Annotated in this window: 20 protein-coding genes and 2 tRNA genes; 9 read left to right on the top strand and 13 right to left on the bottom strand. The window is 69.8% G+C overall.

What is annotated here, in order from left to right:
* The first annotated feature begins 12 nt into the window (after positions 1 to 12).
* Positions 13 to 660 carry an MBL fold metallo-hydrolase gene (locus P5G52_RS10290; RefSeq protein WP_301227078.1) on the top strand — a complete coding sequence of 216 codons (648 nt, stop codon included), beginning with the start codon at positions 13 to 15 and terminating at the stop codon, positions 658 to 660.
* A 34-nt stretch (positions 661 to 694) separates the two neighbouring features.
* On the opposite strand, the gene P5G52_RS10285 is transcribed toward P5G52_RS10290, so the two are convergent.
* The 8 genes from P5G52_RS10285 to P5G52_RS10250 form a co-directional block, all read right to left on the bottom strand.
* Positions 695 to 2623 (bottom strand): dynamin family protein, encoded by a 1929-nt coding sequence (locus P5G52_RS10285; protein WP_301227076.1) that lies wholly within the window; start codon positions 2621 to 2623, stop codon positions 695 to 697.
* Positions 2620 to 4434, bottom strand: coding sequence for a dynamin family protein (locus P5G52_RS10280; protein ID WP_301227074.1), 1815 nt, complete (start codon positions 4432 to 4434; stop codon positions 2620 to 2622). The genes P5G52_RS10285 and P5G52_RS10280 overlap by 4 nt, the downstream gene beginning before the upstream one ends.
* 162 nt (positions 4435 to 4596) lie before the next feature.
* Positions 4597 to 4669, bottom strand: a tRNA-Glu gene (locus P5G52_RS10275).
* 68 nt (positions 4670 to 4737) lie between these two features.
* Positions 4738 to 4809: transfer RNA gene (locus P5G52_RS10270), tRNA-Gln, on the bottom strand.
* Between the two features lie 70 nt (positions 4810 to 4879).
* Positions 4880 to 5713, bottom strand: a complete 834-nt coding sequence (locus P5G52_RS10265; RefSeq protein ID WP_301227072.1) for an HAD family hydrolase — start codon at positions 5711 to 5713, stop codon at positions 4880 to 4882.
* 15 nt (positions 5714 to 5728) lie between these two features.
* A complete protein-coding gene (gene gltX / locus P5G52_RS10260; RefSeq protein ID WP_301227070.1) occupies positions 5729 to 7237 on the bottom strand; it encodes a glutamate--tRNA ligase in 1509 nt (502 codons plus the stop codon).
* Between the two features lie 187 nt (positions 7238 to 7424).
* Positions 7425 to 8198, bottom strand: coding sequence for a fumarylacetoacetate hydrolase family protein (locus P5G52_RS10255; RefSeq protein ID WP_301227068.1), 774 nt, complete (start codon positions 8196 to 8198; stop codon positions 7425 to 7427).
* A gap of 202 nt (positions 8199 to 8400) precedes the next feature.
* The gene (locus P5G52_RS10250) at positions 8401 to 8541 is read right to left on the bottom strand and encodes a hypothetical protein (RefSeq protein ID WP_301227066.1); all 141 of its coding nucleotides are present in this window, start codon (positions 8539 to 8541) and stop codon (positions 8401 to 8403) included.
* 204 nt (positions 8542 to 8745) lie between these two features.
* Here P5G52_RS10250 and P5G52_RS10245 point away from each other — a divergent pair, with 204 nt between their 5' ends.
* Both P5G52_RS10245 and P5G52_RS10240 read left to right on the top strand, forming a co-directional pair.
* Entirely contained in the window at positions 8746 to 9780 is a 1035-nt protein-coding gene (locus P5G52_RS10245; protein WP_301227064.1) for a hypothetical protein, read from the top strand.
* Between the two features lie 516 nt (positions 9781 to 10296).
* Positions 10297 to 11871, top strand: a complete 1575-nt coding sequence (locus P5G52_RS10240; RefSeq protein ID WP_301227063.1) for a putative bifunctional diguanylate cyclase/phosphodiesterase — start codon at positions 10297 to 10299, stop codon at positions 11869 to 11871.
* An 83-nt stretch (positions 11872 to 11954) separates the two neighbouring features.
* Here P5G52_RS10240 and P5G52_RS10235 read toward each other — a convergent pair whose 3' ends face one another.
* Positions 11955 to 13061 carry a branched-chain amino acid aminotransferase gene (locus tag P5G52_RS10235; protein ID WP_301227061.1) on the bottom strand — a complete coding sequence of 369 codons (1107 nt, stop codon included), beginning with the start codon at positions 13059 to 13061 and terminating at the stop codon, positions 11955 to 11957.
* Between the two features lie 95 nt (positions 13062 to 13156).
* The gene (locus P5G52_RS10230) at positions 13157 to 14209 is read right to left on the bottom strand and encodes a 3-isopropylmalate dehydrogenase (RefSeq protein WP_301227059.1); all 1053 of its coding nucleotides are present in this window, start codon (positions 14207 to 14209) and stop codon (positions 13157 to 13159) included.
* A 110-nt stretch (positions 14210 to 14319) separates the two neighbouring features.
* Between P5G52_RS10230 and P5G52_RS10225 the strand changes: the two genes are divergently transcribed.
* From P5G52_RS10225 to P5G52_RS10200, 6 genes are all read left to right on the top strand, one after another.
* Entirely contained in the window at positions 14320 to 15525 is a 1206-nt protein-coding gene (locus P5G52_RS10225; RefSeq protein ID WP_301227057.1) for a sensor histidine kinase, read from the top strand.
* Between the two features lie 127 nt (positions 15526 to 15652).
* On the top strand, positions 15653 to 16339 hold the full coding sequence (locus P5G52_RS10220) for a response regulator (protein WP_301228760.1): 687 nt from the start codon (positions 15653 to 15655) through the stop codon (positions 16337 to 16339).
* A 161-nt stretch (positions 16340 to 16500) separates the two neighbouring features.
* Entirely contained in the window at positions 16501 to 17286 is a 786-nt protein-coding gene (locus P5G52_RS10215; protein ID WP_301227055.1) for an ABC transporter ATP-binding protein, read from the top strand.
* Position 17287: 1 nt separating this feature from the next.
* Positions 17288 to 19846 carry an ABC transporter permease gene (locus tag P5G52_RS10210; RefSeq protein ID WP_301227053.1) on the top strand — a complete coding sequence of 853 codons (2559 nt, stop codon included), beginning with the start codon at positions 17288 to 17290 and terminating at the stop codon, positions 19844 to 19846.
* 81 nt (positions 19847 to 19927) lie between these two features.
* Positions 19928 to 21616, top strand: a complete 1689-nt coding sequence (locus P5G52_RS10205; protein ID WP_301227052.1) for a sensor histidine kinase — start codon at positions 19928 to 19930, stop codon at positions 21614 to 21616.
* Positions 21617 to 21647: 31 nt separating this feature from the next.
* A complete protein-coding gene (locus tag P5G52_RS10200) occupies positions 21648 to 22187 on the top strand; it encodes a hypothetical protein (protein ID WP_301227050.1) in 540 nt (179 codons plus the stop codon).
* A 30-nt stretch (positions 22188 to 22217) separates the two neighbouring features.
* Here the strand turns inward: P5G52_RS10200 and metG are convergent, their stop codons facing one another.
* Genes metG through serA form a run of 3 tightly spaced genes read right to left on the bottom strand, consistent with a single transcriptional unit; the run spans position 22218 to position 26391 of the window.
* The gene (metG, locus tag P5G52_RS10195) at positions 22218 to 23792 is read right to left on the bottom strand and encodes a methionine--tRNA ligase (RefSeq protein ID WP_301227048.1); all 1575 of its coding nucleotides are present in this window, start codon (positions 23790 to 23792) and stop codon (positions 22218 to 22220) included.
* A 29-nt stretch (positions 23793 to 23821) separates the two neighbouring features.
* Positions 23822 to 24766, bottom strand: coding sequence for an acetamidase/formamidase family protein (locus P5G52_RS10190; RefSeq protein ID WP_301227046.1), 945 nt, complete (start codon positions 24764 to 24766; stop codon positions 23822 to 23824).
* A gap of 32 nt (positions 24767 to 24798) precedes the next feature.
* Positions 24799 to 26391, bottom strand: a complete 1593-nt coding sequence (serA, locus tag P5G52_RS10185; protein ID WP_301227044.1) for a phosphoglycerate dehydrogenase — start codon at positions 26389 to 26391, stop codon at positions 24799 to 24801.
* Positions 26392 to 26529 lie beyond the last annotated feature (138 nt).

Below are 26529 nucleotides of genomic sequence, written 5' to 3'. Positions count from 1 at the left end.
CCAAGGACAGCCATGCGCCTCATCGCCGATGATTGCTACGAACTCGAGCAGCAGAAGGGCTCGCACGGCTTCGTGGTCTCGGGCGCCGGACGCACCGCGGTGATCGACCCGGGCATGTCCTCCGGTTTCGACGGCGTCATCGCCGAACTCCGCGCCAACGAGGCGACAACGGGCCCGGTCACCGACATCGTCCTCACGCACTACGACGCCGACCACGCACAGGCGGCGCGGCGGCTCCAGGAGGTCCTCGGTGCGACGGTGTGGATCGGGGGCGAGGACGCCGATGTCCTCCGCGGCCGCACGAAGCCGAAGACGCTCTTCCGGAAGGTGCTGCAGAGGGTGGCCCGCGTCCCGTTCCCCGACGGCGCCCGGGAGCTGAGCGGCTCCGGCGAGATCTTCCCGGGGCTGGAGTATCTCCCCACCCCGGGCCACACTCCCGGCCACTACGCGTACCAGTGGCGTAGCGTGCTGTTCAGCGGGGACGCCGCCCGGGTCTCCAAGGACGGACGCGTCCGGACCTTCTACGCCGTGCTGAACAACGACACGCAGGTCGCGTCGCGTTCCGTCGGGGTGCTCGCGGAGCGCATCGGCTCGGGAACCGTGGACTGGATCTGCTCGGGCCACAACGCGATCGCCCGCGCGGCGGTCCGGGACTCCTGACGACGGCGCGGGCAGCTCGCCCGCCGGCCGGAGTTCAGGGGCGCCGAAGCGCCGCCAGGACCGCGGTGCGGAAGCTGTTGCACCGTTCCACTTCGTCCTCCACGGGCCGCATGACGACCTCCTGGGCGACCCGCGCACAGGAGGCCAGGAGCCGCCGTCGCACCCGGGACGCCCGGCGCGCCGCTCCCCACCGCGCCAGCAGCGCCGCGATGACCCCCAGCAGGATGCCGGTCACCACGCCGCCGAGGATCAGGAGCGTGGGAAGCGGGAACCCCTCCACCCGCGGGACGTCGATCGCGGGGAGCTGCAGGAATCCGAGAACGGCCAGGACGCCGAGCCAGGCCAGTCCCCCCGCGAGCGCGGCGAAGGCGACCCACTGCAGGAGACCGAAGATCCCCCACCATGCCCGCCGGCCGGTCTCGAGGTCGGTGCCGGTGACGGCCGAGTCGAGGGCATCGGTGAGGTCGGCAGCCGTACCGCGCGCGGCGTCCCGGATGGAGGTGTGCCAGGGCTCGACGGCTCCAGCGGCCGACGCATCCCCGAAGACGCGCAGGGCGTGGTCCACCTTCGCCCGTTGTGCCGGCTGGCCCTGCGGCAGCGAGGACCGGCGCATGTCGGGGGCGATATCCTGCCGCCGGAGGTTCAGCCGGCGGAGCGGATCCGGGCGGAGCCCCGCCAGCCAGCGCGTGACCGGCCAGCCCGCCACGGCGTGCGCATCCCGGCGGTAGGCACTGCGCACTGCGTCGACCACCACCGGTACTCCCGCCGCGGATCCCAGTTCATCGGACAGGGCCGTCGTCGCTTGCCCGGACGGCCCGGCCACCGGCTGCTCCCCGGCGTACGGGAGGAGGTCCGCAGCCGCGAGCGCAGCGTCCGCCGCCATCCTCCGAGTGGCTGCTGCGCGGCTCTCGGCGAGGGTCCGGATGGCGTCGGCGAGCCCTGTGACACCGTCGCCGGTGCGTGCGGACACCGGAAGGACGACGACGTCGGACAGTCCCTCACCGGCCAGGATGCCCCTCAGCGACGACGTGACGGCCTCGAGGTCCTGGGGGCCCAGGCGGTCCGCCTGGTTGAGTGCCACGACGGTCACAGCCTCGTGGGTCGCCAGCCCGCGCAGGAATCCGTGGTGGAGGGCCGCATCGGCGTACTTCTGCGGATCGACCACCCAGAGGAGGACGTCGACCTGCCCGGCCAGTCGCTGAACGATCTCGCGATGGGCGAGCGTGGTCGAATCGAAGTCGGGGAGGTCGAGGAGGATCAGCCCGGGGGCGTCGTCCGCCGCGACCGTCCGCACAGCTGCCGCGACCTGGGGCACGGCGGGAGCCTTGGGACGGCGCCGCCGCCGGAACAAACCGCGGAGGCCCGTCAACGCATCCCGAGCCGGGCCGGCGGTCGGCCCGCCGGTGCCCTGCGCGTCGCGCCCGCCCTGTGCGTCGCGCCCGTCCTGCTCCTCGTGCCCCTCGTGCCGGTCATGACCCTCGTGAGCCTCGTGCCCGTCGAGGACGAGGACGGCCGCGCCCGCGGACCGGAGCGCAGCGGTACTTCCCTGCGATGCCAGGGCGGGGGATCCGGTCACGAGGGGGGCGCCCTCCGGCAGTTGGACACGCTGGCTGACCCCGAGCCAATCGAGCAGCTCATCGCTCCCCCGTCGACCCCAGACCAGGGCGAGGGGTTCCGACGTCGTCGGACGCCGTGCGGCCACCCGCGCGGCATCCGTACCGCTCAGGGCGTTCACGAGGGAGGACTTCCCGCTGCCGGTGGGTCCGAACACACCCACGACCGTGTGGTCGGCGGACAGGGACCGCCGCGCGCCGGCGCGATCCAGCATGCCGTGGAGGCGCTCGAGCTCGTCCTGCGGCAGCCGGTCCGTCCCGAGGTCGTACGCCTCCTGGAGACGGTCGAGAGCGTCCAGGAGGGAGGTCGCGAGCAGCGCGTCCGCCGCCGCTCCGGTGTCTCGGCTCATGCCTCGTCCTCCGCGGCTGCCGGCAGTCCGGTCGGAACCGCCGTGCGCAGATGCTGGGCCAGGACGCGTAGCGACTCCGCCGGTGTCTGGTGGGCCATCGGCTCCAGGCAGCGGTCGAAGTCCTCGCGCTCGTGGCGGAACAGGCCGTCGACCCGCTGCGACAGGTTCTTCCGCGCGATCGCCGTGAGGCGCCGCACGGCATCATCGCCGAACACCGCTTCCAGGAGTTTCTGGCCCGCGATCGCCGACGCGCCGGCGATGCCGATCTCACCACCGGTCAGCCCACCGGTGGAGGCGAACACCACCACCATCAGTGCCACCGCGACCCCGTTGACGCCGAAGGAGAGCATCCGCGCCGTGAACCGTTTGTCGGCCCCCTCGGCCTGGACCAGCTGCAGGAGGTCCTGCTGCCAGGCCCGGATCTCGCGGGCCACGCTGGAGGAGAAGTCCTCGGCACGCCAGGGGGGTACCCCCTCGAGCAGCACCCTGCCGGCCTGCTCTGCCCGCCAGCGCCTGCGGGTCGCTTCGTCCGCGCGCGCCGCCTGCTCCACGATGACGGTCTGCAGGCCGCTCCCGATGGCGTCCGCCACCGTCGCGGAAGGAGCGGGCCGGCCTGTGAAGAAGGCGCTGACCCGGTCCCGTGCCCAGCCGATCCTCGACTCGAGGCCGCGCATGAATTCACCCGTGCCGACGAAGTCCTGCCAGCGGGCCAGCACTTCGCCGCGCAGCAGCCTGCCGTCCTCGGTGGCGGCGAGGACGTCCGTCAGCGCGTCGCGGTAGGCGCCGTCGACCGCGCTGCGCAGTGCGTCACCGACCGCCTGCTCCTGCGTGGCCGCCTCGGCGATCGAATCGATGCGCCCTGCGAGCGCGCGCATGGCGCCCTGCACGGTCCGCCGCGCGATGTCCCGGCGCCCCTCGGCGTCGGCGGCAAGGGCCTGCAGCCACCGGCCGATCGGCACCACCGCGTCCGCGGGCAGCATGCGCGAGGGGCCGAGGGGAAGTTCCGGGACGACGAAGATGGGAGCGTGTCCGAGGTTCTCGGCGGACAGCAGGTTCAGGAGGTCACCCCTGATCTCCTCCTCCACGCCGGGCGGGACGCGATCAAGGACGACCGCTACCAGGACGTCGCGCCGCCCGGCCTCGGCCAGCAGCTTCCACGGCACGGCGTCGGCGTAGCGGTTGGCCGTCGTCACGAAGATCCAGAGATCCGCTGCCGCCAGCAACTGTCCGGCGAGCTTGCGGTTCTCGTCCGCGATGGAATCGACGTCGGGGGCGTCGAGCAGTGCGAGGCCGGCCGGAAGTGCCCGGGTGGGCCGGAGGAGCAGGGTGTCCGCCCCGGAGGCGTGCCCCCGCTCTCCGGACGCGTTCGGCGTCGTCACGGGGTCCGGGAGATGTGCGGGAGCGTCCTCCGCGCCGTCGTCCCCCGCCAGCCGGACCCGGCTGAGCGTCGGCAGCACGCGGGCGTCGTCGAACCAGCCTGCGTCGTCGGGGTGGTGGAGCAGGAGCGGCTGGCGCGTGGTGGGCCTGACGGCGCCCGTTCCGGACACGGGACGCCCCACGAGGGCGTTCACGAGGGTGGACTTTCCGGCACCCGTCGAACCGCCGACGACGGCGATCAGAGGCGCGTCGAGGCTGGCCAACCTGGGAAGGATGTAGTCGTTCAGCTGCGCACGGGCAGCTGCCGCGGATTCCCTAGCATCAACCGAGCTCGGCAGGGCCAGGGGGAACGCGAGGTTCTCGAGCGCGCCTCGCACGTCCCGCAACAGCGGGGGTAGCCCCCGGGCTTCGCTGGCGGTCGACGGTGCGCTCATGGCTCCATCATGCCAGCCCCTCCCCCTGCGTTCGGGGCTCCACGCCAGCACGTCCCGGACTTACCCTTCCGATATCCTTCCGAAACGCAGAAAATCCCGGACATCGGCCGATGTCCGGGATTTCCCGTTGTCCTTGCGGACGAGCGCCTGTTCAGGCTGCTGTGACCCCAGCGGGATTCGAACCCGCGTTACCGCCGTGAGAGGGCAGCGTACTAGGCCGCTATACGATGGGGCCAGTACTTTTCCATCCTACTACTTGCTTTTACTGCTTTTTGCCATCCTGTCCGTGAGGACCGGAGTGCGCTGGGGTACCAGGACTCGAACCTAGAATGTTGGTACCAGAAACCAGTGTGTTGCCAATTACACCATACCCCAATGGCACTTTTCGAAGACCCGATCGTGCTGGATTCTCGACCGCGTAACCGCTCCGCGCCGAGAAACAACTTTACCGGACAGAGGGCAGGAACTGCAAAACGGCCGCCAGATCGGTGATGCGCGGCACCTCGAGGGCGTCCTCGGCGGAACCGGGTCCCTCCGGATTTCCCGCCCCTTCCGACAGTCCCACCGGGTCCCCCGAGGGATTCGGGGCCGGTGCCGTAACGGGTTCCCCGCGCATCCCCGTGCGGTCGAGCCAGACGCCGACGAGTCCTGCCGCATGGGCCCCGACGGCATCGATCAGGCGGTTGTCCCCCACGTACAGGGTGCGCGCGGGAGCCGTGCCGATGAGCCTCGCGCCCTCCAGGTAGATGGCGGGATCAGGCTTCGCGACGCCGACCGCGTCGATGCCGACGAGGACGGCGATGCGGTTCAGGCCCGCCCGATCCAGCTTGGCCCTCTGGTAGTCGTGCACGTTGTTGCTCACGGCTCCGTAGGGGATGCCCCGCGCGTCGAGTTCGTCGAGCAGCGGCACGACGTCGTCGTACGCCCGGAAATGCAGGGGAAGCATCTGCTCGTACGCCCGGACCCAAGCATCCGCCGTGTGGCCGAGGAAGGGTTCACGGGTAAAGCCCGCCCGTGCATGGCGGACCCGGTGCACGCGCTGCTCCTCGAAGGTGAGCTCGCCGGCGAGGAAGCGGTCGTAGTGCCTCTGCGGGTCCCCCGTGTACAGGGCCTTGTACCGGACCCAGTCGTCGTCGCTGAGGTGGTCGAGCGCAGGATCCGGGATGGACTGGAGCGTCCGCCCCATGGCCTGCTCCAGGTCGACGAGCGTCTCGTCGATGTCGAACAGCACGCCGTCGACGCCCGGGCTTCCCCCGGCCGCCTTCCCCGCCCCTGCCATCGGAACCGGCACGCCTCAGCCCACCGTGGCGCGGAGCGCACGGACCCGGGCGAGCGAGGAGTCCCGCCCGAGGATCACCATCGACTCGAAGAGCGGCGGTGAGATCCTGCGGCCCGAGACGGCGGTACGCACCGGCCCGAACGCCAGGCGGGGCTTCAGCCCCAGCGTGTCCACCAGCGCGGACCGGAGAGCGCCCTGCAGGGACTCCGCGTCCCACGACCCGACCCCCTCGAGGGCCTCCAGCGTCGCCTCGAGGACCTCACCCAGGTTGTCGGGGAGGCCCTTGCGGGCGTCGTCGGCGATGTCGATGGCGTCGTCGGCCTTGAACAGGAAACCCAGCATCTCCGGCGCCTCGCCGAGGAGGGTGATGCGCTCCTGGATGAGCGGGGCCGCTTCCGCGACGATCCGCAGCTCCTCCTCCGTGGGGTCGACGCCGATGAGCCCGGCGGCGGCGAGGTAGGGCAGGAGCCGTGAGCGGAACTCGGCCGGGTCGAGCAACCTCACGTGCGTCCCGTTGATCGCCTCGGCCTTTTTGAGGTCGAAGCGCGCCGGGTTGGCGAGGACGTCGCGCACGTCGAACTTCTCGATGAGCTGCTCCACCGAGAAGATGTCCTCGTCCGCCGAAAGGCTCCAGCCGAGCAGCGACAGGTAGTTGAGGAGTCCCTCGCGGATGAAGCCGCGCTCCCGGTGCAGGAACAGGTTGGACTCGGGATCCCGCTTGGACAGCTTCTTGTTGCCCTGGCCCATGACGTACGGCAGGTGGCCGAACAGCGGCATGTAGCGGGCGACTCCGATGTCGATCAGCGCCCGGTACAGCGCGACCTGGCGAGGCGTGGAGGACAGCAGGTCCTCCCCGCGGAGGACGTGCGTGATTCCCATGAGGGCATCGTCGACGGGGTTGACGAGCGTGTACAGTGGCGCCCCGTTGGCCCGCACGACGGCGAAGTCGGGCACGCTGCCGGCACGGAAAGTGATCTCGCCGCGGACGAGGTCGGTGAAGGTGATGTCCTCGTCCGGCATCCGCAGGCGCAGGACTGCCGGCCGCCCGGAGGACCGGAAGGCTTCCTTCTGCTCCTCGGTCAGGGTGCGGTCGTAGTTGTCGTAGCCGAGCTTGACGTCGCGTCCTGCTGCCCGGTGGCGCTCCTCCACCTCCTCGGGAGTGGAGAAGGACTCGTAGAGGTGGCCGGCCTGGACGAGGCGTCCGATCACGTCCTGGTACAACTCGCCGCGCTGCGACTGGCGGTAGGGCGCGTGCGGCCCCCCGACCTCGACGCCCTCGTCCCAGTCGATGCCCAGCCAGGTCATGGCCTCCAGGAGCTGGTGGTAGCTCTCCTCGCTGTCACGGGCGGCGTCGGTGTCCTCGATGCGGAAGACGAGCTTCCCCCCGGTGTGGCGTGCGTAGGCCCAGTTGAACAGGGCCGTGCGGATCAGCCCGACATGCGGGGTGCCCGTCGGCGACGGACAGAATCGGACCCGGACGGGTGTGGCATCGGTGACGGTGGGGATATCTGCGGCAGTAGTCATGATGGTCCCAGTCTAAGTGCGACCACCGCGCCCGCCCTCGTGCAGCACCCGCGCCGAGAGCCCGGAACTCGGTGCCGCCGATGCGCCGTCAGGCGCCTTCGAGCACTTTCGAGACCCTTCGGGCGCCTTCGGGTCACCGAGGCGCAGTCGGGCGCCATCGTCCAGCGGCCCGACGCCGCCGTGCCTGTCAGCGGCGTGCCGGGTTGGACAGGCGTCCGATGCCTTCGATGTCGACGTCGTACCGCTGGCCGTCGGTGATCATGCCGACCCCGGCCGGTGTTCCGGTGAGGATGATGTCACCCGGCAGCAGGGTGAAGGCCTGCGACACGTAGGCCACCAGCTCGCGTGCTCCCCAGATCATGTCGCTCGTGGAGCCGTCCTGGCGGAGTTCGCCATCCAGTGTGCCGCGGATGCTGAGGTTCTCGGGGTCGAGGTCGGTCTCGATCCAGGGCCCGATCGGGCAGGAGGTGTCGAAGCCCTTCGCGCGGGCCCACTGGTCGTCGGTCTTCTGGACGTCCCGCGCCGTCAGGTCGTTGGCGCAGGTATAGCCGAAGATCACGTCGTCCACGCGCTCCAGCGGGACGTCCTTGCAGATGCGCCCGATGACGACGGCCAGTTCTGCCTCGTAGGAGATCTGGTCGGAGAAGGAGGGCAGCATGACGGGGTCGCCGGGACCGACGACGGAGGTGTTCGGCTTGAGGAACATCAGCGGTGCGGCCGGAGTCTCGCTGCCCATCTCCTGGATGTGATCGGCATAGTTCCGGCCGACGCCCACGACCTTGCTGCGTGGTATGACGGGGGCCAGGAGCCGGACGTCCTCCAGGGCGTGGCGCACGCCGGTGAGCTGGACGCCGGCGTAGAAGGGATCGCCCTGGATGACGGCGACTTCCTCGCTGCCGGGGGCTCCCTCCACGACTCCGAACGTTGGGTCATCATTTACGACAAAGCGTGCAATTCGCATAGCGCCAGCCTAACGTGAGGTGTTGCCCGCGGAGCGTGCCCGGATGTGCTTTGCTCACACCAGGGGGTTAACTCGCACCTGGGCTCAAAGAGATACCGCGGGCACTCCCTCCCCAGAGACGAGGGTGCCCGCGGTATCAGTGCTGCGGATCAAGCCGGATTGCTCAGATACCTGATGAGACGTCAGGTGTCTGCCGAGTTGCCTAGAAGGGCCACGAACCAACACGGTCCGTCGAGGAGACAGTGGTATCGGAGCCGGCCTTGGCGGGAGCAGCGTTCGCTGCTGCGGCGCCGCCGCTGACGAGGAGGGTTGCGAGCAGGAGGGCGGAGGTGAAGCGCTTCATGGTGTACGTCCTTTGGCTTGATCGACAGTGGTTGGAGTCCCGCTTAACTACCACGGGGTGCTCACTATTTATCGTAAGCCACACCAGTCACTTCTGTAACACTTTTCCCGAAGTTATTTTGTACTATTTCCGCAGGATTGTCCCCCGAGCCTTCGGACCCGAGAATGGTATGAGTCAGCCGTCAACCGGAAGTCGTAGGTACGCATGTCCCATCAGCACGATCCTGGCGAACGCATGCTGCTCGAATTCCAAGCCCGGGATGCATGGAACCAGCGGAATTATGCGGCCGCGCAGAAGCTTGCCGAGCAATGGGCCGCGATGTCGTCGGCGAACCACGAAGAGGAGAGCTGGTGGAACGCCTCATTCCTGGTGGCGGAGTGCCTCCGCAAGCAGGACCTGATGAACGAGTCGTTGGAAGTGGCGGATGAACTGGCGAACCACCCCCTGACTCAGCAGTCGGTGGCATTGCAAGCGCGAATCTTCACCCTGCGGGCTTTCGCTTTGCAGGGCACCGGTGATCTCGCCACAGCCGTAGAAGCAGCACGTCGGGCCGTATCCGAGGCACTGCTCGAGCCGATTCACAACACCATCGCCATAGAGGCTCAGAACGCGCTCATCGCCGTCTTGGCTGAAAGCGGTCTACTTGAGAGCGCATGGAGCGAGTGCCGAATCCTTGCGGACCTTCTCGACAAAGACCCGGAGAACACCTATTCGGGTCAGTCCTACTGGGCGATCGGCAACGTGGCCTTCCTCCTCAAGAACATCACCGAGGGCGTTTCTTACCACGAGCTTGCGGCGAAGACCTTGTCACCGACGAATGACCTCGACTTGTGGGCCCGGTTCAATCGGGGGTCGGCGGATTTCCGCCTCGCGGCCGGTGTGATCGAGCCCGAGACTCTCGAGTGCATCGAGCGGGCGGAGCTCGCAAGCTCCATCGTCGGCGGCACCGAACGCGACCGCCTCGAATTGAAATTGATTCGAGCGCAGTGGCTCGTTCTCACAGGGCAGTTCGAAGCCGCCGTCGAAAACCTCGCCGAGATCACCGCCCGCAAGCACCTCCTGGCATCACACGTGGCCGCTCAGGCGCACTTCCTTCTAGGTCAGGCGCAGTCGGGCCGTGGAAGCGCTGCCGATGCCATTGCGGATCTCGAGCTGAGCGAGGATCTGTTCCTGCAGTCCGGAGCCGAGGACCGCGCCTCCAGTGCGCGGGCACTGATCGTGAGCATTCAGGGCCAGTGAACGGTGCGGTGCTGGCGCGGAGGAGCCGGATCGGTTCCACGCCCTGACCAGCTGGGGGAAGTCAAGCGAAAAACCCGTAGAACGTATGTTTGCATCGGGGTGCGCCAGCGGATGGATCTGGCATAGAGTCATCAGCGGGCCCCGGTCGGGCCGGGCGTTTTCCCCCATTACTCCCACCCTGGCCGGGGCTTCTTCATGCCCGGATTCATGCCAGCACCGACCCCAGGGGCAGCGCAGTGCGGACGGACCCGGAGGGTCCGCAGGATCCGGGGCGAGGAATGCTAATCTTGCCCCCGTCAGGTAGTGCGGAAGCATGATCGCGCCGCCTGCTGCAGGACCTGCGCGACGGCAGAGGCCGATGCGCTCCATTCCTTGTTCGGCGGGGACAACTCGGGGGTAGCGCCATGACGACGGTCATCGTCCGCAGCACGCAGCCCTGTTCCAGCAAAGCAGCCGAACCGGTTCCCGCCGGTCGTCGTGCGGCGCGACCTTCCTCTGGAACGTACGCTTGGACCGATGAGCGCTGACAACAAGGACCCCCGGCTCGCGATGCTGGTCGAGAGCATCGTCCGGCTCTCCCGAGGAGAACTGAGCAGCCGCATCGAACCCTCGACCGCGAGGGACGAGGTGGACGCCGTCATCACCGGCGTGAACCTGCTCGCCGAGGAACTCGAGCAGGTCTACGAGCAGTTCGAGAAGCGCGTCGAGAGCCGTACCGCCATGCTTCGCCAGGCACACCTGGACATGATGAAGATGGCGATGTCCGACGCCCTGACCGGCCTCGCCAACCGCGTCGCGCTGATGGAGGGGATCGAGGAAGCACTCGGCCAGGCCGCGAACGGCGCAGCGCCTCCGGCCCTTCTGCTCCTCGACCTGGACAGCTTCAAGAACGTGAACGACCGCTTCGGCCACGATGCCGGCGATCGCGTCCTCCAGGAAGTCGCCGCTCGGCTCAACAGCGTCGTACGCGAGAGCGACCTCGTGGCGCGCCTCGGCGGCGACGAGTTCGCGATCCTACTTCCTGCCGCCTCAAAGGAAGTCGCCACACAGGTAGCGCGCCGCGCCCTCGAAGTCCTGGGCGAACAGATCCAGCTGGATTCGCTCCACGTCACCGCGAAGGCGAGCATCGGTGTCCGCCTGGGCGCTCCCGGCCAGACGGCCGACGACCTCCTGCTGGATGCGGACACGGCCATGTACGCGGCGAAGCGCGAGGGGCGCAGCATCATCAAGATCTTCGAACCGGTGATGCTCTACTCGCGGCAGCTGCGGAGCCAGATGGCCGCCGAGTTGCGCGGCGCCATCAGTTCCGATGAGTTGATCCTCCATTACCAGCCGGTGGTGGAGCTGGCCACGAACCGGATCCTGGGCGTCGAGGTCCTCGTACGGTGGCAGCACCCCCTGCGCGGACTGATTCCCCCGGACACCTTCATCCCGTTGGCCGAGGAGATCGGGGTCATCCACGACCTGGACCGCTGGGTCATGTCCAACTCGCTGAGGCAGCTCGCAGAGTGGCGGAAGGACTTCGCGCTCGACGACGACTTCCAGCTGAGGGTCAATCTGTCCGCCGTCGAACTCAAGCAGCTCGACCTCGTCGACCACGTCCGGTCCCTGCTCCGGGCACTGCATCTGCCGGCGCACAGCCTCGTGATCGAGATCACCGAAACGGCGATCGTGACGCGGGGTGAGGTGGAGATGTACTCGCTGCTGAGCCTGCAGCAGCTCGGGGTCGGCATCGAGATCGACGACTTCGGAACGGGCTATTCCTCCATCAGCTACCTCCGCGAACTGCCTGTCAGCATGGTCAAGGTGGACCGCTCCCTCCTGGTCGAGCTGAACACGAGGACCGGCCAGCTCGAGTTCGTCGCGGCGATCCTGCAGCTCATCCGGGCGGCCGGACTCGAAGCGGTCTTCGAGGGCATCGAGACGCGGGAGCAGGCGGACCAGTTGCGGGCGCTCGGCTGCGCCAGCGGCCAGGGGTACTACTTCAGCCGACCCCTGCCCGCCGACGACGCATCAGCACTTCTCGCAACCACGCGTTACCTCCGTGCCGGTGAGGGCATCGACGGTTCGGAGATCGCGCCCTCCCGCTGACCGGCCGGGCAACTAGGGCCGATGCGAACGGCGCCTGTCGGAGCCCTTACGGAACCGCCAGACGCCGTCCACAGCGATCGGTATCAGACCAGGCGCGTCAGCCAGCCGTGCGTGTCCTCCACGACGCCGGTCTGGATCCCCAGCAGCTGGCTCCGGATCGACATGGTCACCTCGCCGGCCGGTGCACCCGCCGAGCCGATGAACTCGTCGCCGTCACGCAGCTGGCCGATGGGCGTGATGACAGCGGCCGTACCGCAGGCGAAGACCTCGGCGATATCGCCGCTGGCGACGCCGTCGCGCCATTCGTCCAGCGTGATCTTGCGTTCGCTCACCTGGAGCCCCCGGTCCCTGCCGAGCTGGATGATCGAGGACCGGGTGACGCCCTCGAGGATGGTGCCGGAGAGTGCAGGAGTGACGAGGGAACCGTCGCGGAACACGAAGAAGACGTTCATGCCGCCGAGTTCCTCGACCGCGTTGTCGTTGAACTGGTCGAGGAACAGCACCTGCTTGCAGCCGTGCGCTTCGGCCTCGAGCTGCGCGGCGAGCGATGAAGCGTAGTTGCCGCCCGCCTTCGCAGCTCCGGTACCACCGCGTCCCGCGCGGGCGTAGTTGCGGGAGACCCAGATGTCCACGGGCTTCACCTCGCCGCCGAAGTAGTTGCCCGCGGGCGATGCGATCACCCGGTAGGAGACCTCGCGGGCGGGCCGGACGCCGAGGAACGCCTCGGTGGCGATCATGAAGGGCCGAAGGTAGAGGCTCTCCCCGTCGCCGGAGGGGATCCAGTCGGAGTCGGCCGAGACGAGCTGGCGCAGGGACTCGAGGAACAGTTCCTCGGGCAGCTGGGGCAGGGCGAGGCGGGCTGCGGAGCGGTTCAGGCGGGCCGCATTCGCGTCGGCCCGGAAGGTCCACACGGAACCGTCGGCGTGCCGGTAGGCCTTCATGCCCTCGAAGATCTCCTGGCCGTAGTGCAGGACGGCGGCTGCCGGATCCAGTGCGATGGGCCCGTAGGGTTCGAGCCGCGCATCGTGCCAGCCGCCGACGCCGGATGCGTCGACGCTGAAGTCGACGACAGCCGTGTGGTCGGTGAAGAAGTTGCCGAAGCCCGGGTTCGCCAGCACCGCCTCCCGCTCCTCGGCCGACTTCCGCTGCGTCGACAGGTGCTGGGCGAACTGGGTATCGGTGGCTGTCATGGTTCCTCCGCGCTGGAACGGACTACACGCGGCATGGCCGTCGTCGCCCGTCGGTGGTCAGTGCTCCGGCACTGGGTTAATAATGTGTAACCACCTTAGGACACGGCAGCGGCAATAGCATCGCCGATGGCCGAGGTCCTGCGGGCACCGGAACGCGATGCGATGTCCTGCTCGACGGCCTGCTCGATCCGCTGGGCGTGGGCATCGAGGCCGAGGTGGCGGAGCAGAAGCGCTCCGGACAGGATCGCGGCCGTCGGGTCCGCGACCTGCTGGCCGGCGATGTCCGGGGCCGACCCGTGCACCGGCTCGAACATCGAGGGGGCGGTGCGGTCCATGTTGAGGTTCGCGGAGGCCGCGAGGCCGATCCCGCCCGAGACCGCTGCCGCCAGGTCCGTGACGATGTCACCGAACAGGTTGTCCGTGACGATGACGTCGAAGCGCGAGGGGTCGGTGACGAGGAAGATCATCGCGGCGTCCACGTGCAGGTAGTCGTGGTGCACGTCGGGGAACTCGGCGGCGACGGCCTCGACGGTGCGCTTCCACAGGTGTCCCGCGTAGACGAGGACGTTGTGCTTGTGCACGAGTGTCAGCTTCTTCCGGCGCCCCGACGCGCGCGCGAAGGCGTCGCGCACCACCCGCTCCACGCCATGAGCGGTGTTGAGGGAGACCTCCGTGGCCACCTCGTGCGGCGTCCCACCGCGCAGCGTTCCCCCGTTGCCGGTGTACGGCCCCTCCGTTCCCTCCCGCACGACGACGAAGTCGATGACGCCGGGATCCGCCAGCGGACTGGCCACGCCGGGGTACAGCTTCGAGGGCCGCAGGTTCACGAAGTGGTCCAGCGAGAAGCGGAGCTTCAGCAAAAACTCCCGCTCGATCAGCCCTGAGGGGATGCGGGTGTCACCGGGGGCGGCCCCGACGGCACCGAAGAGGATCGCGTCGTGGCGCCGCAGCTGCTCCAGGGTCGCGTCGGGCAGGGTCTCCCCCGTGGCCAGCCAGTGCTCCGCCCCCAGTTCGTAGTCGGTGAGCGAGAGCTCGACGTCGTCGCCGACCGCCGCACGCAGCACCTTGACCGCCTCCGCGGTCACTTCCGGGCCGATTCCGTCTCCGGGGATGACGGCGAGGTCGATACGGTGCGGGGCATCAGTCATGGTTCCAGCGTAGGAAAGCAGCAGCACGGGCAACAATCCGTCCGCAGGGTGAGACGGCTCCACCCCTGGTTGGATGTGCGACGGCGGGGGCCCACCTAGAGTTGGTCCCCATGGACATCCACCTGCGGCTGGCGCGCTGGGTCCGCGCGCACCCCGGGACGATCGATGCATGGCTCGCGCTGGGGATCTTCGTCCTCCTCGTCCTGCCGTTCGCGGCGAGCCGCGTGGAGGGGACCGGCCCGACCGTCGTCGTGTCCGTGGCCCTGGTGCTCCCCCTCGCATGGCGTCGTTCGCGCGTGGTGCCCTCGGCCATGGCCGTCGCGGGCGTCTCCGTGCTGCAGCTCATCACCGGCATCCAACCGGTTCCGGCCCAGTTCGTCATCCTCATCACGATCTACACCCTGGCCGCCTTCGGCCCCCGGTGGGCGAGCCTCGGAGGCCTCGGTCTCGCCATCGCGGGGGCCGCGATCGGGCTTGTGCGGTACGGCGACATGCTGGGTGTGAGCGGAGGCAACCCCGTACTGACCACGGTGCCCCTGTTCCTGATCCTGCTGTTCTTCGTGGAGTCCCTCGCGCTTCTCGCCTGGACCATGGGCGACCTCGCCCGGTCGCGGCGGCTCACCTACCGTGCACTCGAGGACCGGAACCGGCGGCTGGAGGTCGAGCGGCAGCAGGAGCGCGACCTCGCCGCGGCGGACGAGCGCAGCCATATCGCCCGGGAGATGCACGACATCGTGGCGCATTCCCTGTCGGTAATCATCACGCAGGCCGACGGCGCGCGGTATGCGAGCGCACAGGCGCCCGAACTCGCCGTGCGGACGCTGGGTACCATCGCCGACACCGGGCGGGGATCGCTGCGCGAGATGCGGCGGCTGCTCGGCGTCCTCCGCGGTGACGAGAGCGCGTCAACCCGACCGCTCCCCACGCTCGACGACATCGACTCCCTCGTCCAGTCGGTCCGCAGATCCGGTGTGCGGATCGACTGCCGCCGCGTCGGCACGCCGCGCAGGCACCTGCCGCTCGGAGCGGAACTCACGGCGTACCGCGTGGTGCAGGAGTCGCTCACGAACGTGCTCAAGCACGCGGGATCGGCCACGTCCACGGAGGTGTCGCTCGAATACGGCCCGCGGGGACTCACCATCACGGTGGACGACGACGGGCGCGGGGCCGCTCCGGATCCTGCCACGGCGGGCGCGGGCCAGGGCATCATCGGCATGACCGAACGGGTCCGGCTGTACGACGGCACGGTCTCGGCCGCGCCGCGCTCCGGGGGCGGCTACCGCGTGGAGGCGTTCATCCCGTACACGCAGGCCTAGGGTGGGTGTACCGCTCAGCGGCACATCTAGGACAGCACAGGAGAGCGACACAACCGTGGACAGCACCGTCAGCAGCACCGCCCCGACCGGCATCCCGTCGGCCGTCGACGCCCCGCCTCCGATCCGCATCGCGATCGTGGACGACCAGCACCTGGTGCGGAGCGGTTTCGCCATGCTGATCAATTCGCAGCCCGACCTCGAGGTGGTCGCCGAGGCCGCGAACGGCGAGGAAGCGGTGAGGGCCCTCGCGACCACGCGGGCCGACGTCGTCCTGATGGATGTGCGCATGCCGGGCATGGACGGCATCGAGGCCACGCACCGTATCCTCGCCGATTACGCGGGCCGCGCGCCCGCCACGTCCGGCGGGGATGCAGGACCGCGCATCGTGGTCCTGACGACCTTCGACCTCGACGAGTACGCCCTGTCCGCCATCCACGCCGGGGCGAGTGGCTTCCTGCTCAAGGACGCCCCACCCGAGGAACTGCTCGAGGCGGTCCGGACCGTCCATCGGGGGGACGCCGTCATCGCGCCGTCCACCACGCGCCGGCTGCTCGACCACGTGGCGCCGCTCCTGCGCCGGCCCTCGGCCACCCAGGACGCGCATGCCGCCGCGGTGGCGCGGCTGACGGCCCGCGAGCGCGAGGTGTTCGAACTCATCGCCCAGGGGCTCTCGAATCCGGAGATCGCCCTGAAGCTGTTCCTCTCCGAGGCCACGGTGAAGACGCACGTGAGCCACATCCTCGCAAAGCTCGAGGCACGGGACCGCGTCCAGGCCGTGGTCATGGCCTACGAGACGGGGATCGTCCGCCCCTGACACCGCACCGGACGGGAGGGTGCCTCCCGTGCCGCCGGACGATACCGGCGGCCGGTCGTAGTCCCCCGCCCTCGCAGCTCATCCCCCGGTATGACGAGCTGCGCCACAACCCCGGACCTGGCGCCGATCCGTCGGGACCAGAGGGTCCATAGCGTGGAGGCATGTCTACTTCCATGCATCCAGCCGTCCCGACGGCGATCCCCGCGGACGGCTCCCCCGCTCCGACAGCCGCTGTCTCCGCCAGGGGCGTCTCCAAGAGCTACGGGCGCGGCGAGACCGCCGTCCACGCCCTCCGCGACGTCTCACTCGACTTCGACCGGGGACGTTTCACAGCCATCATGGGTCCGTCCGGCTCCGGCAAATCGACACTCATGCACTGCCTCGCCGGCCTCGACAGCATCGATGCCGGACGGCTCTGGATCGGCGGGACCGACATCACCGGGCTGCCCGATACCGCACTGACCCGACTGCGCCGCGAGCGCGTCGGGTTCGTGTTCCAGGCCTTCAATCTCGTGCCGACCCTGACGGCGGAGCAGAACATCACCCTGCCGGTGGCCCTCGCCGGTGGCAGCGTGGACACCGACTGGCTGCAGCAGATCTCGTCCTCCCTGGGACTGACCGACCGGTTGTCCCACCGCCCCCACGAGCTCTCCGGCGGACAGCAGCAGAGGGTCGCCGTCGCCCGCGCCCTCCTGACGAGGCCGGACGTGATCTTCGGCGACGAGCCCACGGGCAATCTCGACTCGACCACGGGTGCGGAGGTGCTGTCCCTCCTGCGGCGGAGTTGCCGCGAGATGGGCCAGAGCATCATCATGGTCACCCACGACCCGGTCGCGGCCTCCTACGCCGACCGGGTGGTCCTCCTCGAGGACGGTGCGCTCGTCGGCGAACTCGAGCAGTCCACACCCGAGGCCATCCTCGGTGCACTCGCGAAGCTGGGGGCATAGCGTGCTGCAGGTAGCCCTCGCGCAGGTCCGTGTCCATGCACGGCGCTTCCTCGCCGTCGGCCTCGCCGTGATGCTCGGCGTGGCCTTCCTCTCCGCGACGCTCATGGTCGGTGCGACCACGAGGGCCAGTCTCGGCGAGAGCATCGGCGCCTCCTACGCCAAGGCCGACCTCGTGGTGACGGGGCAGGAGGGCCCGGAGGTGCCCGCCGAGATCGCCGGGGAGCTCGCATCGGTCCCCGGCGTGGACGTCGTCCACGGGCTCGAGCGCGCCTACACCCGCGTCACGACGGGGTCTGCCACCGCGCTCGCCGTCCTCACCGCGGTGGCACCGGACCGGCTCGAGACCACGAGGGTGACGAAGGGCTCCTATCCTTCGGGACCGGGCGACGTGGCGCTGGACGAGGCATCAGCCGTGCGCCTGGGCGTCGTCCCCGGGGACACCCTCGCCGTCGACTCCGGAGCCGCTCCCACCTCCCCGGTCCATGCACTCACCGTCACCGGGCTCACCGCGCCGAGTGCCGATCCCATGCTCTCCGGGGCGGCTCAGGTCCTCGCCCCTTCCTCCGTGGTGCACGAGGTGAATGAGGGTGGGACGACCTACCGCAACATCCAGCTCGCGCTGTCGCCCGTCGCCGACCCGGCGGCGGTCGCCTCGGCCGTCACCGCTTCCCTTGCCGCGTCGCGCACCGATGGGGCCTCGGAGCTGGTGGTGAGGACCGCCGCCGAACAGACCGTCACGGATGTCGCGGCCCTCTCGGACGGCGGTGACGCGCTCACGGGGATCCTCCTCGCCTTCGCAGCCGTGGCCGTCCTCGTCGCCGGACTCGTCATCTCGAACACGTTCTCGGTCCTGGTGGCGCAGCGTACGCGTGAACTGGCCCTGTTGCGCTGCATCGGCGCCGAGCGGCGTCAGGTCCGGGCCTCGGTGCTGGCCGAGGGCGCCGTCGTGGGACTGGTGTCATCGGTGCTCGGCGTCCTGCTCGCCGTCGGAGTCATGGCCGCCCTCGTGGGGCTCGCCCGCCGGACGGGCTTCGGGTCCTTCGCCGTCCTGGCCGTTCCGCCGTCGGCCGCAGTGATCGGCGTCGGTGTCGGAGTCCTGATGACCCTGCTCGCGGCGCTCGTGCCCGCGCGGGCAGCTACCCGGGTCGCGCCCCTGGCCGCGCTCCGTCCGTCGGAGCCGCCGACCACCGGGAGCGCGAGCGGCCGCGTCCGCCTCCTCATCGGCCTCGTGGCGGTGTGCGGCGGGGCTGCGCTCCTCCTGCTCGGCGCCGTGTCGGTCGCGATCCTGCCGGCCGTGGCAGGCGGCGCGGTGTCCTTCCTCGGCATCCTCCTCCTCGCCCCCTTCTTCGTCCCGGTGAGCGTGGCCGCCGTCGGGAGGATGGCCCGCCCGCTCGGGGTCCCCGGCACCCTCGCGTCCGTCAACGCCGTCCGCAATCCGGCGCGCACCACCGCCTCGTCGGCGGCGCTGATGGTCGGCGTCACCCTCGTCACCATGATGATGGTCGGCGCGCAGACCGCCCGGACGTCCTTCGACCGCGAGCTGGACGAGAACTACGCCGTCGACCTCGAGGTCTCGGGGCTCGGGACTGCAGCCGGGGCGCCCGGTACGCGCGTGGACGCGGCCACGCTGCTGCAGGTCGACGGCGTCCGGACCGTCGTCGAACTGACCCCGGTCCTGCTCACGAGCGCTGAGGAGGGCGGGTCCCTCGTCTATGCCGCCGATCCGGCAGCGATCGCCGACGTGCTCAGGGCGCAGGGAGTCGCACTGACCGACGGGATGGTCCTGGCGCCCCAGGACTGGAACCAGGGCGAAGTGATCGTGGAGGCCGCGAATGGCCCCTCGACCCTTCCCGTCACCCCCACCGATGCCACCTTCTTCCTGCCGCTCATCACCCCCGCGACCGCGGAGTCGCTCGGCGGCACCCCGGACGGCGCCCTGGCCGCCTACGTGGGAGCCGGTGGGATCCCGGACCCGGCGGAGGTGCAGGGGTCCCTGGCCAGCTACGTCGGCACGACGTTCTGGCTCGGGCTCGATGACGCACGGGACGCCGGGACGGTGGCGGACATCCAGTCGCGGATCGTCGCAGCCACCGGGGTCTCCGAGTACCAGGTCACCGGAGCAGCGGTGGAGCGTGCGGCCTACAGCCAGATCATCGATGTACTGCTGCTGATCGTGACGGCGCTGCTCGCCGTCGCCGTCCTGATCGCACTCATCGGGGTCGCCAACACGCTGTCCCTGTCCGTGCTGGAGCGGCGCCGGGAGAACTCGCTCCTCCGTGCCCTCGGCCTCACGCGGGTCCAGCTGCGCGGGATGCTGGCGGTCGAGGCGGTGCTCGTCGCGGGAGTCGCGGCGCTCCTGGGGTCCGGCCTCGGCGTCCTCTACGGCTGGCTCGGAGCACAGTCGGCGCTGGGCGGGATCGCGTCGGTCAGCCCGTCGGTACCGATCGGCCAGATCGGGGCGGTCCTCGCCGTGGCGGTCGCCGCGGGGCTGCTGGCCTCCGTGCTCCCCGCCCGCCGGGCAGCACGACTCTCGCCCGTCGCCGGACTCGCGATGGACTGACCCTCCAGCGCACGGCGTCCTCGGTTCCCGCTCCGGGCGGCATATATTAGGGAGAACGCAGCAGAGGTCGGAGAGGACGCCGTGGCGCAGGAGGCAAGAGCAGGGGTTCGCGGTGAGGCATCTGCCGTCGTCGCTTCCCCGTCCGCGGAGGACTGCGCCGGGCTGCAGCGTATCCTCGCCGCCGGCGGCTATCCCTCCAGGGCCGCCACCACGCCGGAGGCGCTGCTCGACGAGGTGCTCGCGGCGCGACCGGATGTGCTGCTCGTGGACCTGGAGACGGCGCTCGCCTACGCAGGGTCGCTGGCCGACCTCGTCGCGGAGCACCCCCAGCTCGCCCGCCTGCCCGTGATCCTCCTGCTGCCCGAAGCCGGTACCCACGCCCTGCCGGACGCGGTGACACCGTACGTGGCGGACGTCGTCTTCCGCCCGGTCACTCCCGCCGAACTGCTGCACCGCACGCACGCAGCGGTCGCCCGGCAGCAGCGCCACCAGCAGCAGAGGACGTCCTCGGCCCGCCTGCGCGAGGAGATGAGGCGGATCTCCGCCAGGATCCGGGCGACGAACGATCCGGCGGCGATGGTGGACCAGTTCCTCCCGGCCGTCGGACGGGCGCTCGGCGCACACCACCTCGTGCTGCAGATCTTCGATGACGAGCGCGTCGCCGCCCGGAGCAGCACCTGGACCAGCGACAGACGTCCGCCCCTCGCCGCCCCGCTGCGCGTCCACCAGGACGCCTCCCTCGCCCTCGCGCTGAGGCTCTGGGAGGAGTCCTCGAGTGCGAGGTTCAGCACCGGTGTAGCCGTCCCCGCAGTGCGGGACGTCGAGGCTCCCGCGTGGCTGTGCGACCGCGCGGGCAACGGCAGCACGGTCAGCGGAGTCGTCGCAGCGCTCGGTGAGGGGGACACCCCGTTCGGCCTGCTCTGGATCATCAGCGAGGAGACGCCGCTCGCCTGGTCCGGCGTGGAGAGCGCGCTGACGCAGCATGTCCTCGGCAACCTCGCCCACGGACTGATCCAGGCGCAGCTCATCTCCCGGCAGCAGCAGGCCGTCCGCAAACTGAGCGCCCTCAACCAGGCGAAGAGCGACTTCGTGGGGACCGTGAACCACGAGCTGAGGACCCCGCTGGCATCGATCGCCGGGTATCTCGAGATGATCCTCGACGGCGTCGGCGGCGAGCTGCCGCCGGAAGCCAGCACCATGCTCCAGGCCGTCGAGCGCAACACCGCGAAGCTGAGCGAGCTCATCGAGCACATCTCGGCGGTCTCCTCGCGGGACACGGACGCATCCGAGCACGGCCCCGTCGATCTCGTCCACCTCGTCTCGCAGCTGACGGGCCGCGCCGTGCTGCAGGCCTCGGCCGGCGGCATCACGCTGGACTCCGCGCTGCCGGACCACGCCGTGACGGTCTCCGGCGACCGCGAGCAGCTCTCCGCAGCCCTGGCCATCGTGCTGTCCAACGCCATCAAGTTCACGCCGGAGGACGGCACGGTCTTCGTCGGACTCACGCATGAACCCGACGAGGGACACGTGGTCGTCGTCGTGCGCGATACCGGCATCGGCATCCCCCCGGACGACCTGCCCCGACTGTTCGAGTCCTTCCACCGGGCGGCCAACGCGAACCAGGTCCTGCCGGGAGTCGGGCTCGGCCTGTCCATCGCGAAGAAGACCTTCGAGGCGCACCGCGGGACTATCACGATCGAGTCGAGCCTCGGCGTCGGCACCGCCGTCGCCATCACGCTACCGCTGCTGAACCACGCTCCCGTAGGGTGAAGAGCTGAACGAATCACGGAAGGACTTCCCCATGACCCGCGCCGCGAACGGCATCCCGGTACGCCAGCTGGACCTCGGGACGCTGCTGCCCTACCTCGACCTGCACCTCGTCGGCGCGACCAACGGAGTGCGCCTCTTCGGTGCGGCGCGGGTCTCCTGGGCCGGGACTCCCTACGAGGAGGATTTCGCCCGGCTCCGCCGCGAGATCGGCCAGGAGCGCGCCTTCCTCAAGCGGCTGATCAAGGCTCTCGGCCACCGGCCGAGCCTGCTGAAGATGGCGATGGCACGCGCCCTGTCCGTCGTCGCGGAACTGGACCCGCTCAACCCGATGAGGCGCAGGGCGAACGCCGGCGCCCAACTGGAACTCGAGGCCCTCCAGTCCCTGCTCAAGGGCAAGGAGGCACTCTGGTCCACGCTCCTCGCGCTGTCCGCCGATGCCTCGGCGTCCACGGGCGACGCGGTGCTCAACCGCCCCGTCCTGGAGCAGCTGCTCGACGCGTCGAAGCGCCAGCAGGAGACCGTCGCCCGTGTCATGACGCAGACGGCGGCGGACCGCTTCCTGCGGCGCTGAGACCGCAGGAAGCGACGCAGGGCCGCACGGTCAGGACGCCACGGGCTCCTCGTACTTGGGGAACACCGGCGACGGTGCGGGCAGGGCGGTCCCCGGCTCGATGCGCCGGCCGAGCGCACTGAAGAGACGCCGGGCGTCGTCGGCCTCCGTGCCCTGGCCGAGCGCCGTGAGGATCTGCCCTGCGCTGCCCGGCATGACGGGCTGGGCGAGGACGGCAACCACCCGGAGGACCTCCAGGGTCACGTACAGGACCGTGCTCATGCGCTCGGGATCGGTCTTCCGCAGGACCCAGGGCTGCTGGTCGGCGAAGTAGGCGTTCGTGTCGCCGAGGACTGCCCACACGGCTTCGAGGGCGCGGGAGAACTCCTGCCGGTCGTACGCGGCGCGGCTGGCCTCCAGCAGTGCATGGGCCTGGTCGAGGATCTCCGTGTCAGCGGGAGCGAATTCCCCCGGCTGCGGCACCGCGCCGCCGCAGTTCTTGGCGACCATGGACAGCGACCGCTGGGCCAGGTTGCCGAAGTTGTTGGCGAGGTCGGAGTTCATCCGCCCGACGACGGCCTCGTGGCTGTAGGAGCCGTCGGCTCCGAACGGGACCTCGCGGAGGAGGAAGAAGCGCACGGAGTCGAGGCCGTACTGGTCCACCCAGTCCGCCGGCGCCACGGTGTTGCCGAGCGACTTCGACATCTTCACGCCGCGGTTGTGCAGGAAGCCGTGGATCATGACGCGCTTCGGCAACTCGAGGCCCGCGGACATGAGGAAGGCGGGCCAGTAGATGGCGTGGAAGCGTGAGATGTCCTTGCCGATCACGTGGACGTCGGCGGGCCAGTACATGCGGAACCGTTCCGAGTCGGTGTCGGGAAAGCCGACACCGGTGAGGTAGTTGGTCAGGGCGTCCACCCAGACGTACATGACATGCCGGTCGTCACCCGGGACCGGGACGCCCCAGTCGAACGTCGTGCGGCTGATGGACAGGTCCTCGAGCCCGCGCCGTACGAACGAGATGACCTCGTTGAAGCGCGACTGCGGCGCACCGAACTCCGGCTGCGACTCGTAGAGGTCGAGCAGCTTCTGCTGGTAGGCCGAGAGCCGGAAGAAGTAGCTCTCCTCCTCGGTCCAGGTGACCTCGGTGTCGGTCTCCTTCGAGTACCGCACGCCGTCCTCGCGGACCTCGGTGTCGTCCTCCGCCCAGAAGGACTCGTCCCGCACGGAATACCACCCGGCGTACTTGTCGAGGTAGATGTCCCCGTTCGCCTCCATCCGCTTCCAGATCTCAGCGGCCGCGGCGTAGTGGTCCGCGTCCGTGGTGCGGATGAAGCGGTCGTAGGAGGTGCCGACGACGTCGTTCATGTCCCGGAACGCCTGCGCGTTGCGCGTGGCGAGGTCCCGGACGGGGATGCCCTCCCGGTCCGCGGCCTGCTGCATCTTGAGGCCGTGCTCGTCGGTGCCCGTGAGGTACATGACGTCGAAGCCGTCGAGGCGCTTGAAGCGCGCCATGGCGTCCACGGCGATGGTCTCGTAGGCGTGCCCGATGTGCGGCACGCCGTTGGGGTAGGAGATGGCCGTGGTGATGTAGAACGAGGGCTTTGCGTCAGCTGGGGAGGTCACCCTATGAAATTACCCCGGCACTCCCCGATTTACCCAAGCGTGGCGGCTGCCGTGCCGACGGCGTCGAGCGCGAGCACGGCGTGGACGCCCCACGTCTGGTTGGCGATCTGCGTGACCCGGAGGTCGACGACGGAGCCGGCCAGGGCCAACGCGGTCGCCCGCTCCAGGCCGTGGAGCTGCTGGAGCCAGGTGAGCATGGCGCCGAGGGCCTCCGCCGTCGCGCGGTTGAGGTCCGCGTCGAACCCGAACGTGATGCGCGCGGTGGGCGTGACGGCGTGGATGGTGTCGAGCGGCGCGTCCCGGACGAGATCGACCGTGAGGGTCGACGTCATGCCGCACTCGATGGCCGTACCGCCGACCTCCCCGTCGCCCTGCGCGGCATGCCCGTCCCCGAGGTGCAGCTGCGCGCCGGGAACGGTCACCGGGAGGAAGAGCGTGGAGCCCGCCGTCAGCTCCCGGCAGTCGATGTTGCCGCCGCCCGCCGAGCGCGGCGGCGTCGTCGAGTGCTCCCCCGGCTCTGCGGGTGGCAGCCCCACCACGCCGAGGAACGGGGCGAGGCGGACGACATGCCCGTACTGGTTGGTGCCGGTGGCGGCGGCGCCGTCGAGATCCCACAGCAGCCACGCGGGCTCCGTGCCCTCGAGGCCCAGGCTGCGCGTGAAGGCGTCATCCGGGCGTCCGGCGCGGGTCCAGCCCCAGTCCGCGGGCTCGAAGGACTCGAACCGGACGGCCAGCACGTCGCCCGGGACGGCCCCGGCGACCTCGATGGGTCCGGTGAGGGCGTGCCCGCGCCGGTGGGGGAACCGGTAGGGCGTCACCGCGCCCGGCGTCGCCTGCCGCTCGAGGTGGCCCCAGGCGTCGAGGGACTCGACGACGACCCGGTCCCCCGGCTCGATCCGCAGGACCGGCGGGGTGTCCCGGGACAGGACCTGCGTCGCCGTCGCCGGCTCGGCCGGTAGCCGGTGCAGAGCCATCGGTCCCCCTCGCTGATCCTGGTCGGTCCCGGTCAGTCCTGGAGGTCCACTTCGCGGGCAACCGACGCACCGATCTCGGAACGGATGGCGTCGAGGACGTCCTGGGGCACGGAGCTGTCCACAGTGAGGAGGGAGAGCGCCTGGCCGCCTTCGGTATTCCGTGCCACCTGCATGCCCGCGATGTTTATGTCCCGTTCGCCGAGGAGGCGGCCGAGCGCGCCGATCACGCCGGGTCGGTCGGTGTAGAGCAGCACCAGGAGGTGGTCGCTGATCGGGATCTCGAGGTCGTAGCCGTTGACACCGACGAGCTTCTCCACCTGCTTCGGCCCCGTCAGGGTCCCCGCCACGGAGATCTGCGTGCCGTCGGAGAGCGCCCCACGGAGGCGGAGCACGTTGCGGTACTCCTCGGACTCGGGGGTGGTGACCAGCCGGGACGTGATGCCACGCTGTTCGGCGAGGATCGGCGCGTTCACGTAGGAGACCTTCTCGGAGACGACGTCGGTGAAGACGCCCTTGAGCGCGGCGAGCTCGAGGGCCTTGACGTCGAGGGCGGCGATCTCACCGGCGACCTCGATGTCGATCTGGGTCAGGGAGGCGTGCGTCAGCGCGGTGAAGATCCGCCCGAGCTTCTCCATGAGCGGGATGCCGGGACGGACGGCCGGGTCGATGACGCCGCCGGCCACGTTGACGGCGTCGGGGACGAGTTCGCCGGCCAGGGCGAGCCGGACCGACTTCGCGACGGAGATGCCGGCCTTCTCCTGGGCCTCCTCGGTCGACGCCCCGAGGTGCGGTGTCACCACGACGCTGTCGTGGGCGAAGAACGGGAGGTCGGTGCTGGGCTCCCGGACGAAGACGTCGACGCCGGCGCCGGCGATCTGTCCCTGCTCGAGTGCGGCGTGCAGCGCAGCCTCGTCCACGAGGCCACCCCGTGCCACGTTGACGACGTAGGCGGTGTCCTTCATGAGTGCGAAGGCGTCGGCGCCGAGCATCCCGACCGTCTCAGGGGTCTTCGGCATGTGGATGGTCACGAAGTCGGATTCGCGCAGCAGTTCGTCGAGGGACACGAGCCGCACGCCGAGCTGGGCCGCCCGGGCCGAGGTCACGTAGGGGTCGTAGGCGAGGATCTGCGTGCCGAAGCCCTGGAGGCGCGCCGCGACGAGCGCGCCGATGCGGCCGAGCCCGATGATGCCGATGTTCTTCTCGTACAGCTCCGTGCCGGAGTACTTGGAGCGCTTCCACTCCCCCGCCTTCAGGGCCGCGCTGGCCTGGGGGATGTTGCGGGCGAGGCTCAGGATGTGGCCGACCGTGAGTTCGGCGGCGGAGATGATGTTCGACGTCGGGGCGTTGACGACCATGACGCCGGCCCTCGTCGCGGCCTTGATGTCGACGTTGTCGAGACCGACTCCCGCGCGGGCGATGACCTTCAGTTTGGGCGCGGCCTGGATGGCTTCCTCGTCCATCTGCGTCGCGGAGCGGACCAGCACGGCGTCGACGTCGGCGAGCGCGGCGAGGAGCTGGGCGCGGTCGGCGCCGTCGGTGCTGCGCACCTCGAAGTCGGGTCCCAGTGCTTCGACGGTGGCGGGTGAGAGTTCTTCGGCGAGGAGGACGACGGGCTTGGTGGTCACGGGAGAATTCCTTCTGCGGTGGACTTGCGGGATCAGGACGGGATCAGCCGGGCACGGTCAGGACGGGAGGAAGCGGACCCGGGCACAGGTCCGGCAGGACACCTGCTCGTCGCTGAGCGTTGAACACGTGTCCTGCCG

Origin of the sequence: Arthrobacter burdickii, assembly GCF_030433645.1 — a bacterium.
Taxonomy (GTDB): Bacteria; Actinomycetota; Actinomycetes; order Actinomycetales; family Micrococcaceae; genus Arthrobacter_D; species Arthrobacter_D burdickii.
Note: the sequence above shows the minus strand (reverse complement) of the source record. Positions and strands in the feature narration are given on the sequence as shown.

Excerpts from the sequence above, each read along its gene's own strand:
- P5G52_RS10290 (WP_301227078.1), top strand. The coding sequence starts at position 13 with ATGCGCCTCATCGCCGATGATTGCTACGAACTCGAGCAGCAGAAGGGC.
- P5G52_RS10255 (WP_301227068.1), bottom strand. The coding sequence starts at position 8,198 with ATGCGAATTGCACGCTTTGTCGTAAATGATGACCCAACGTTCGGAGTC.
- P5G52_RS10280 (WP_301227074.1), bottom strand. The coding sequence starts at position 4,434 with ATGAGCGCACCGTCGACCGCCAGCGAAGCCCGGGGGCTACCCCCGCTG.
- P5G52_RS10240 (WP_301227063.1), top strand. The coding sequence starts at position 10,297 with ATGAGCGCTGACAACAAGGACCCCCGGCTCGCGATGCTGGTCGAGAGC.
- P5G52_RS10190 (WP_301227046.1), bottom strand. The coding sequence starts at position 24,766 with ATGGCTCTGCACCGGCTACCGGCCGAGCCGGCGACGGCGACGCAGGTC.
- P5G52_RS10245 (WP_301227064.1), top strand. The coding sequence starts at position 8,746 with ATGTCCCATCAGCACGATCCTGGCGAACGCATGCTGCTCGAATTCCAA.
- P5G52_RS10200 (WP_301227050.1), top strand. The coding sequence starts at position 21,648 with ATGACCCGCGCCGCGAACGGCATCCCGGTACGCCAGCTGGACCTCGGG.
- P5G52_RS10230 (WP_301227059.1), bottom strand. The coding sequence starts at position 14,209 with ATGACTGATGCCCCGCACCGTATCGACCTCGCCGTCATCCCCGGAGAC.
- P5G52_RS10225 (WP_301227057.1), top strand. The coding sequence starts at position 14,320 with ATGGACATCCACCTGCGGCTGGCGCGCTGGGTCCGCGCGCACCCCGGG.
- P5G52_RS10285 (WP_301227076.1), bottom strand. The coding sequence starts at position 2,623 with ATGAGCCGAGACACCGGAGCGGCGGCGGACGCGCTGCTCGCGACCTCC.
- P5G52_RS10250 (WP_301227066.1), bottom strand. The coding sequence starts at position 8,541 with ATGAAGCGCTTCACCTCCGCCCTCCTGCTCGCAACCCTCCTCGTCAGC.
- gltX (WP_301227070.1), bottom strand. The coding sequence starts at position 7,237 with ATGACTACTGCCGCAGATATCCCCACCGTCACCGATGCCACACCCGTC.
- P5G52_RS10235 (WP_301227061.1), bottom strand. The coding sequence starts at position 13,061 with ATGACAGCCACCGATACCCAGTTCGCCCAGCACCTGTCGACGCAGCGG.
- P5G52_RS10265 (WP_301227072.1), bottom strand. The coding sequence starts at position 5,713 with ATGGCAGGGGCGGGGAAGGCGGCCGGGGGAAGCCCGGGCGTCGACGGC.
- P5G52_RS10215 (WP_301227055.1), top strand. The coding sequence starts at position 16,501 with ATGTCTACTTCCATGCATCCAGCCGTCCCGACGGCGATCCCCGCGGAC.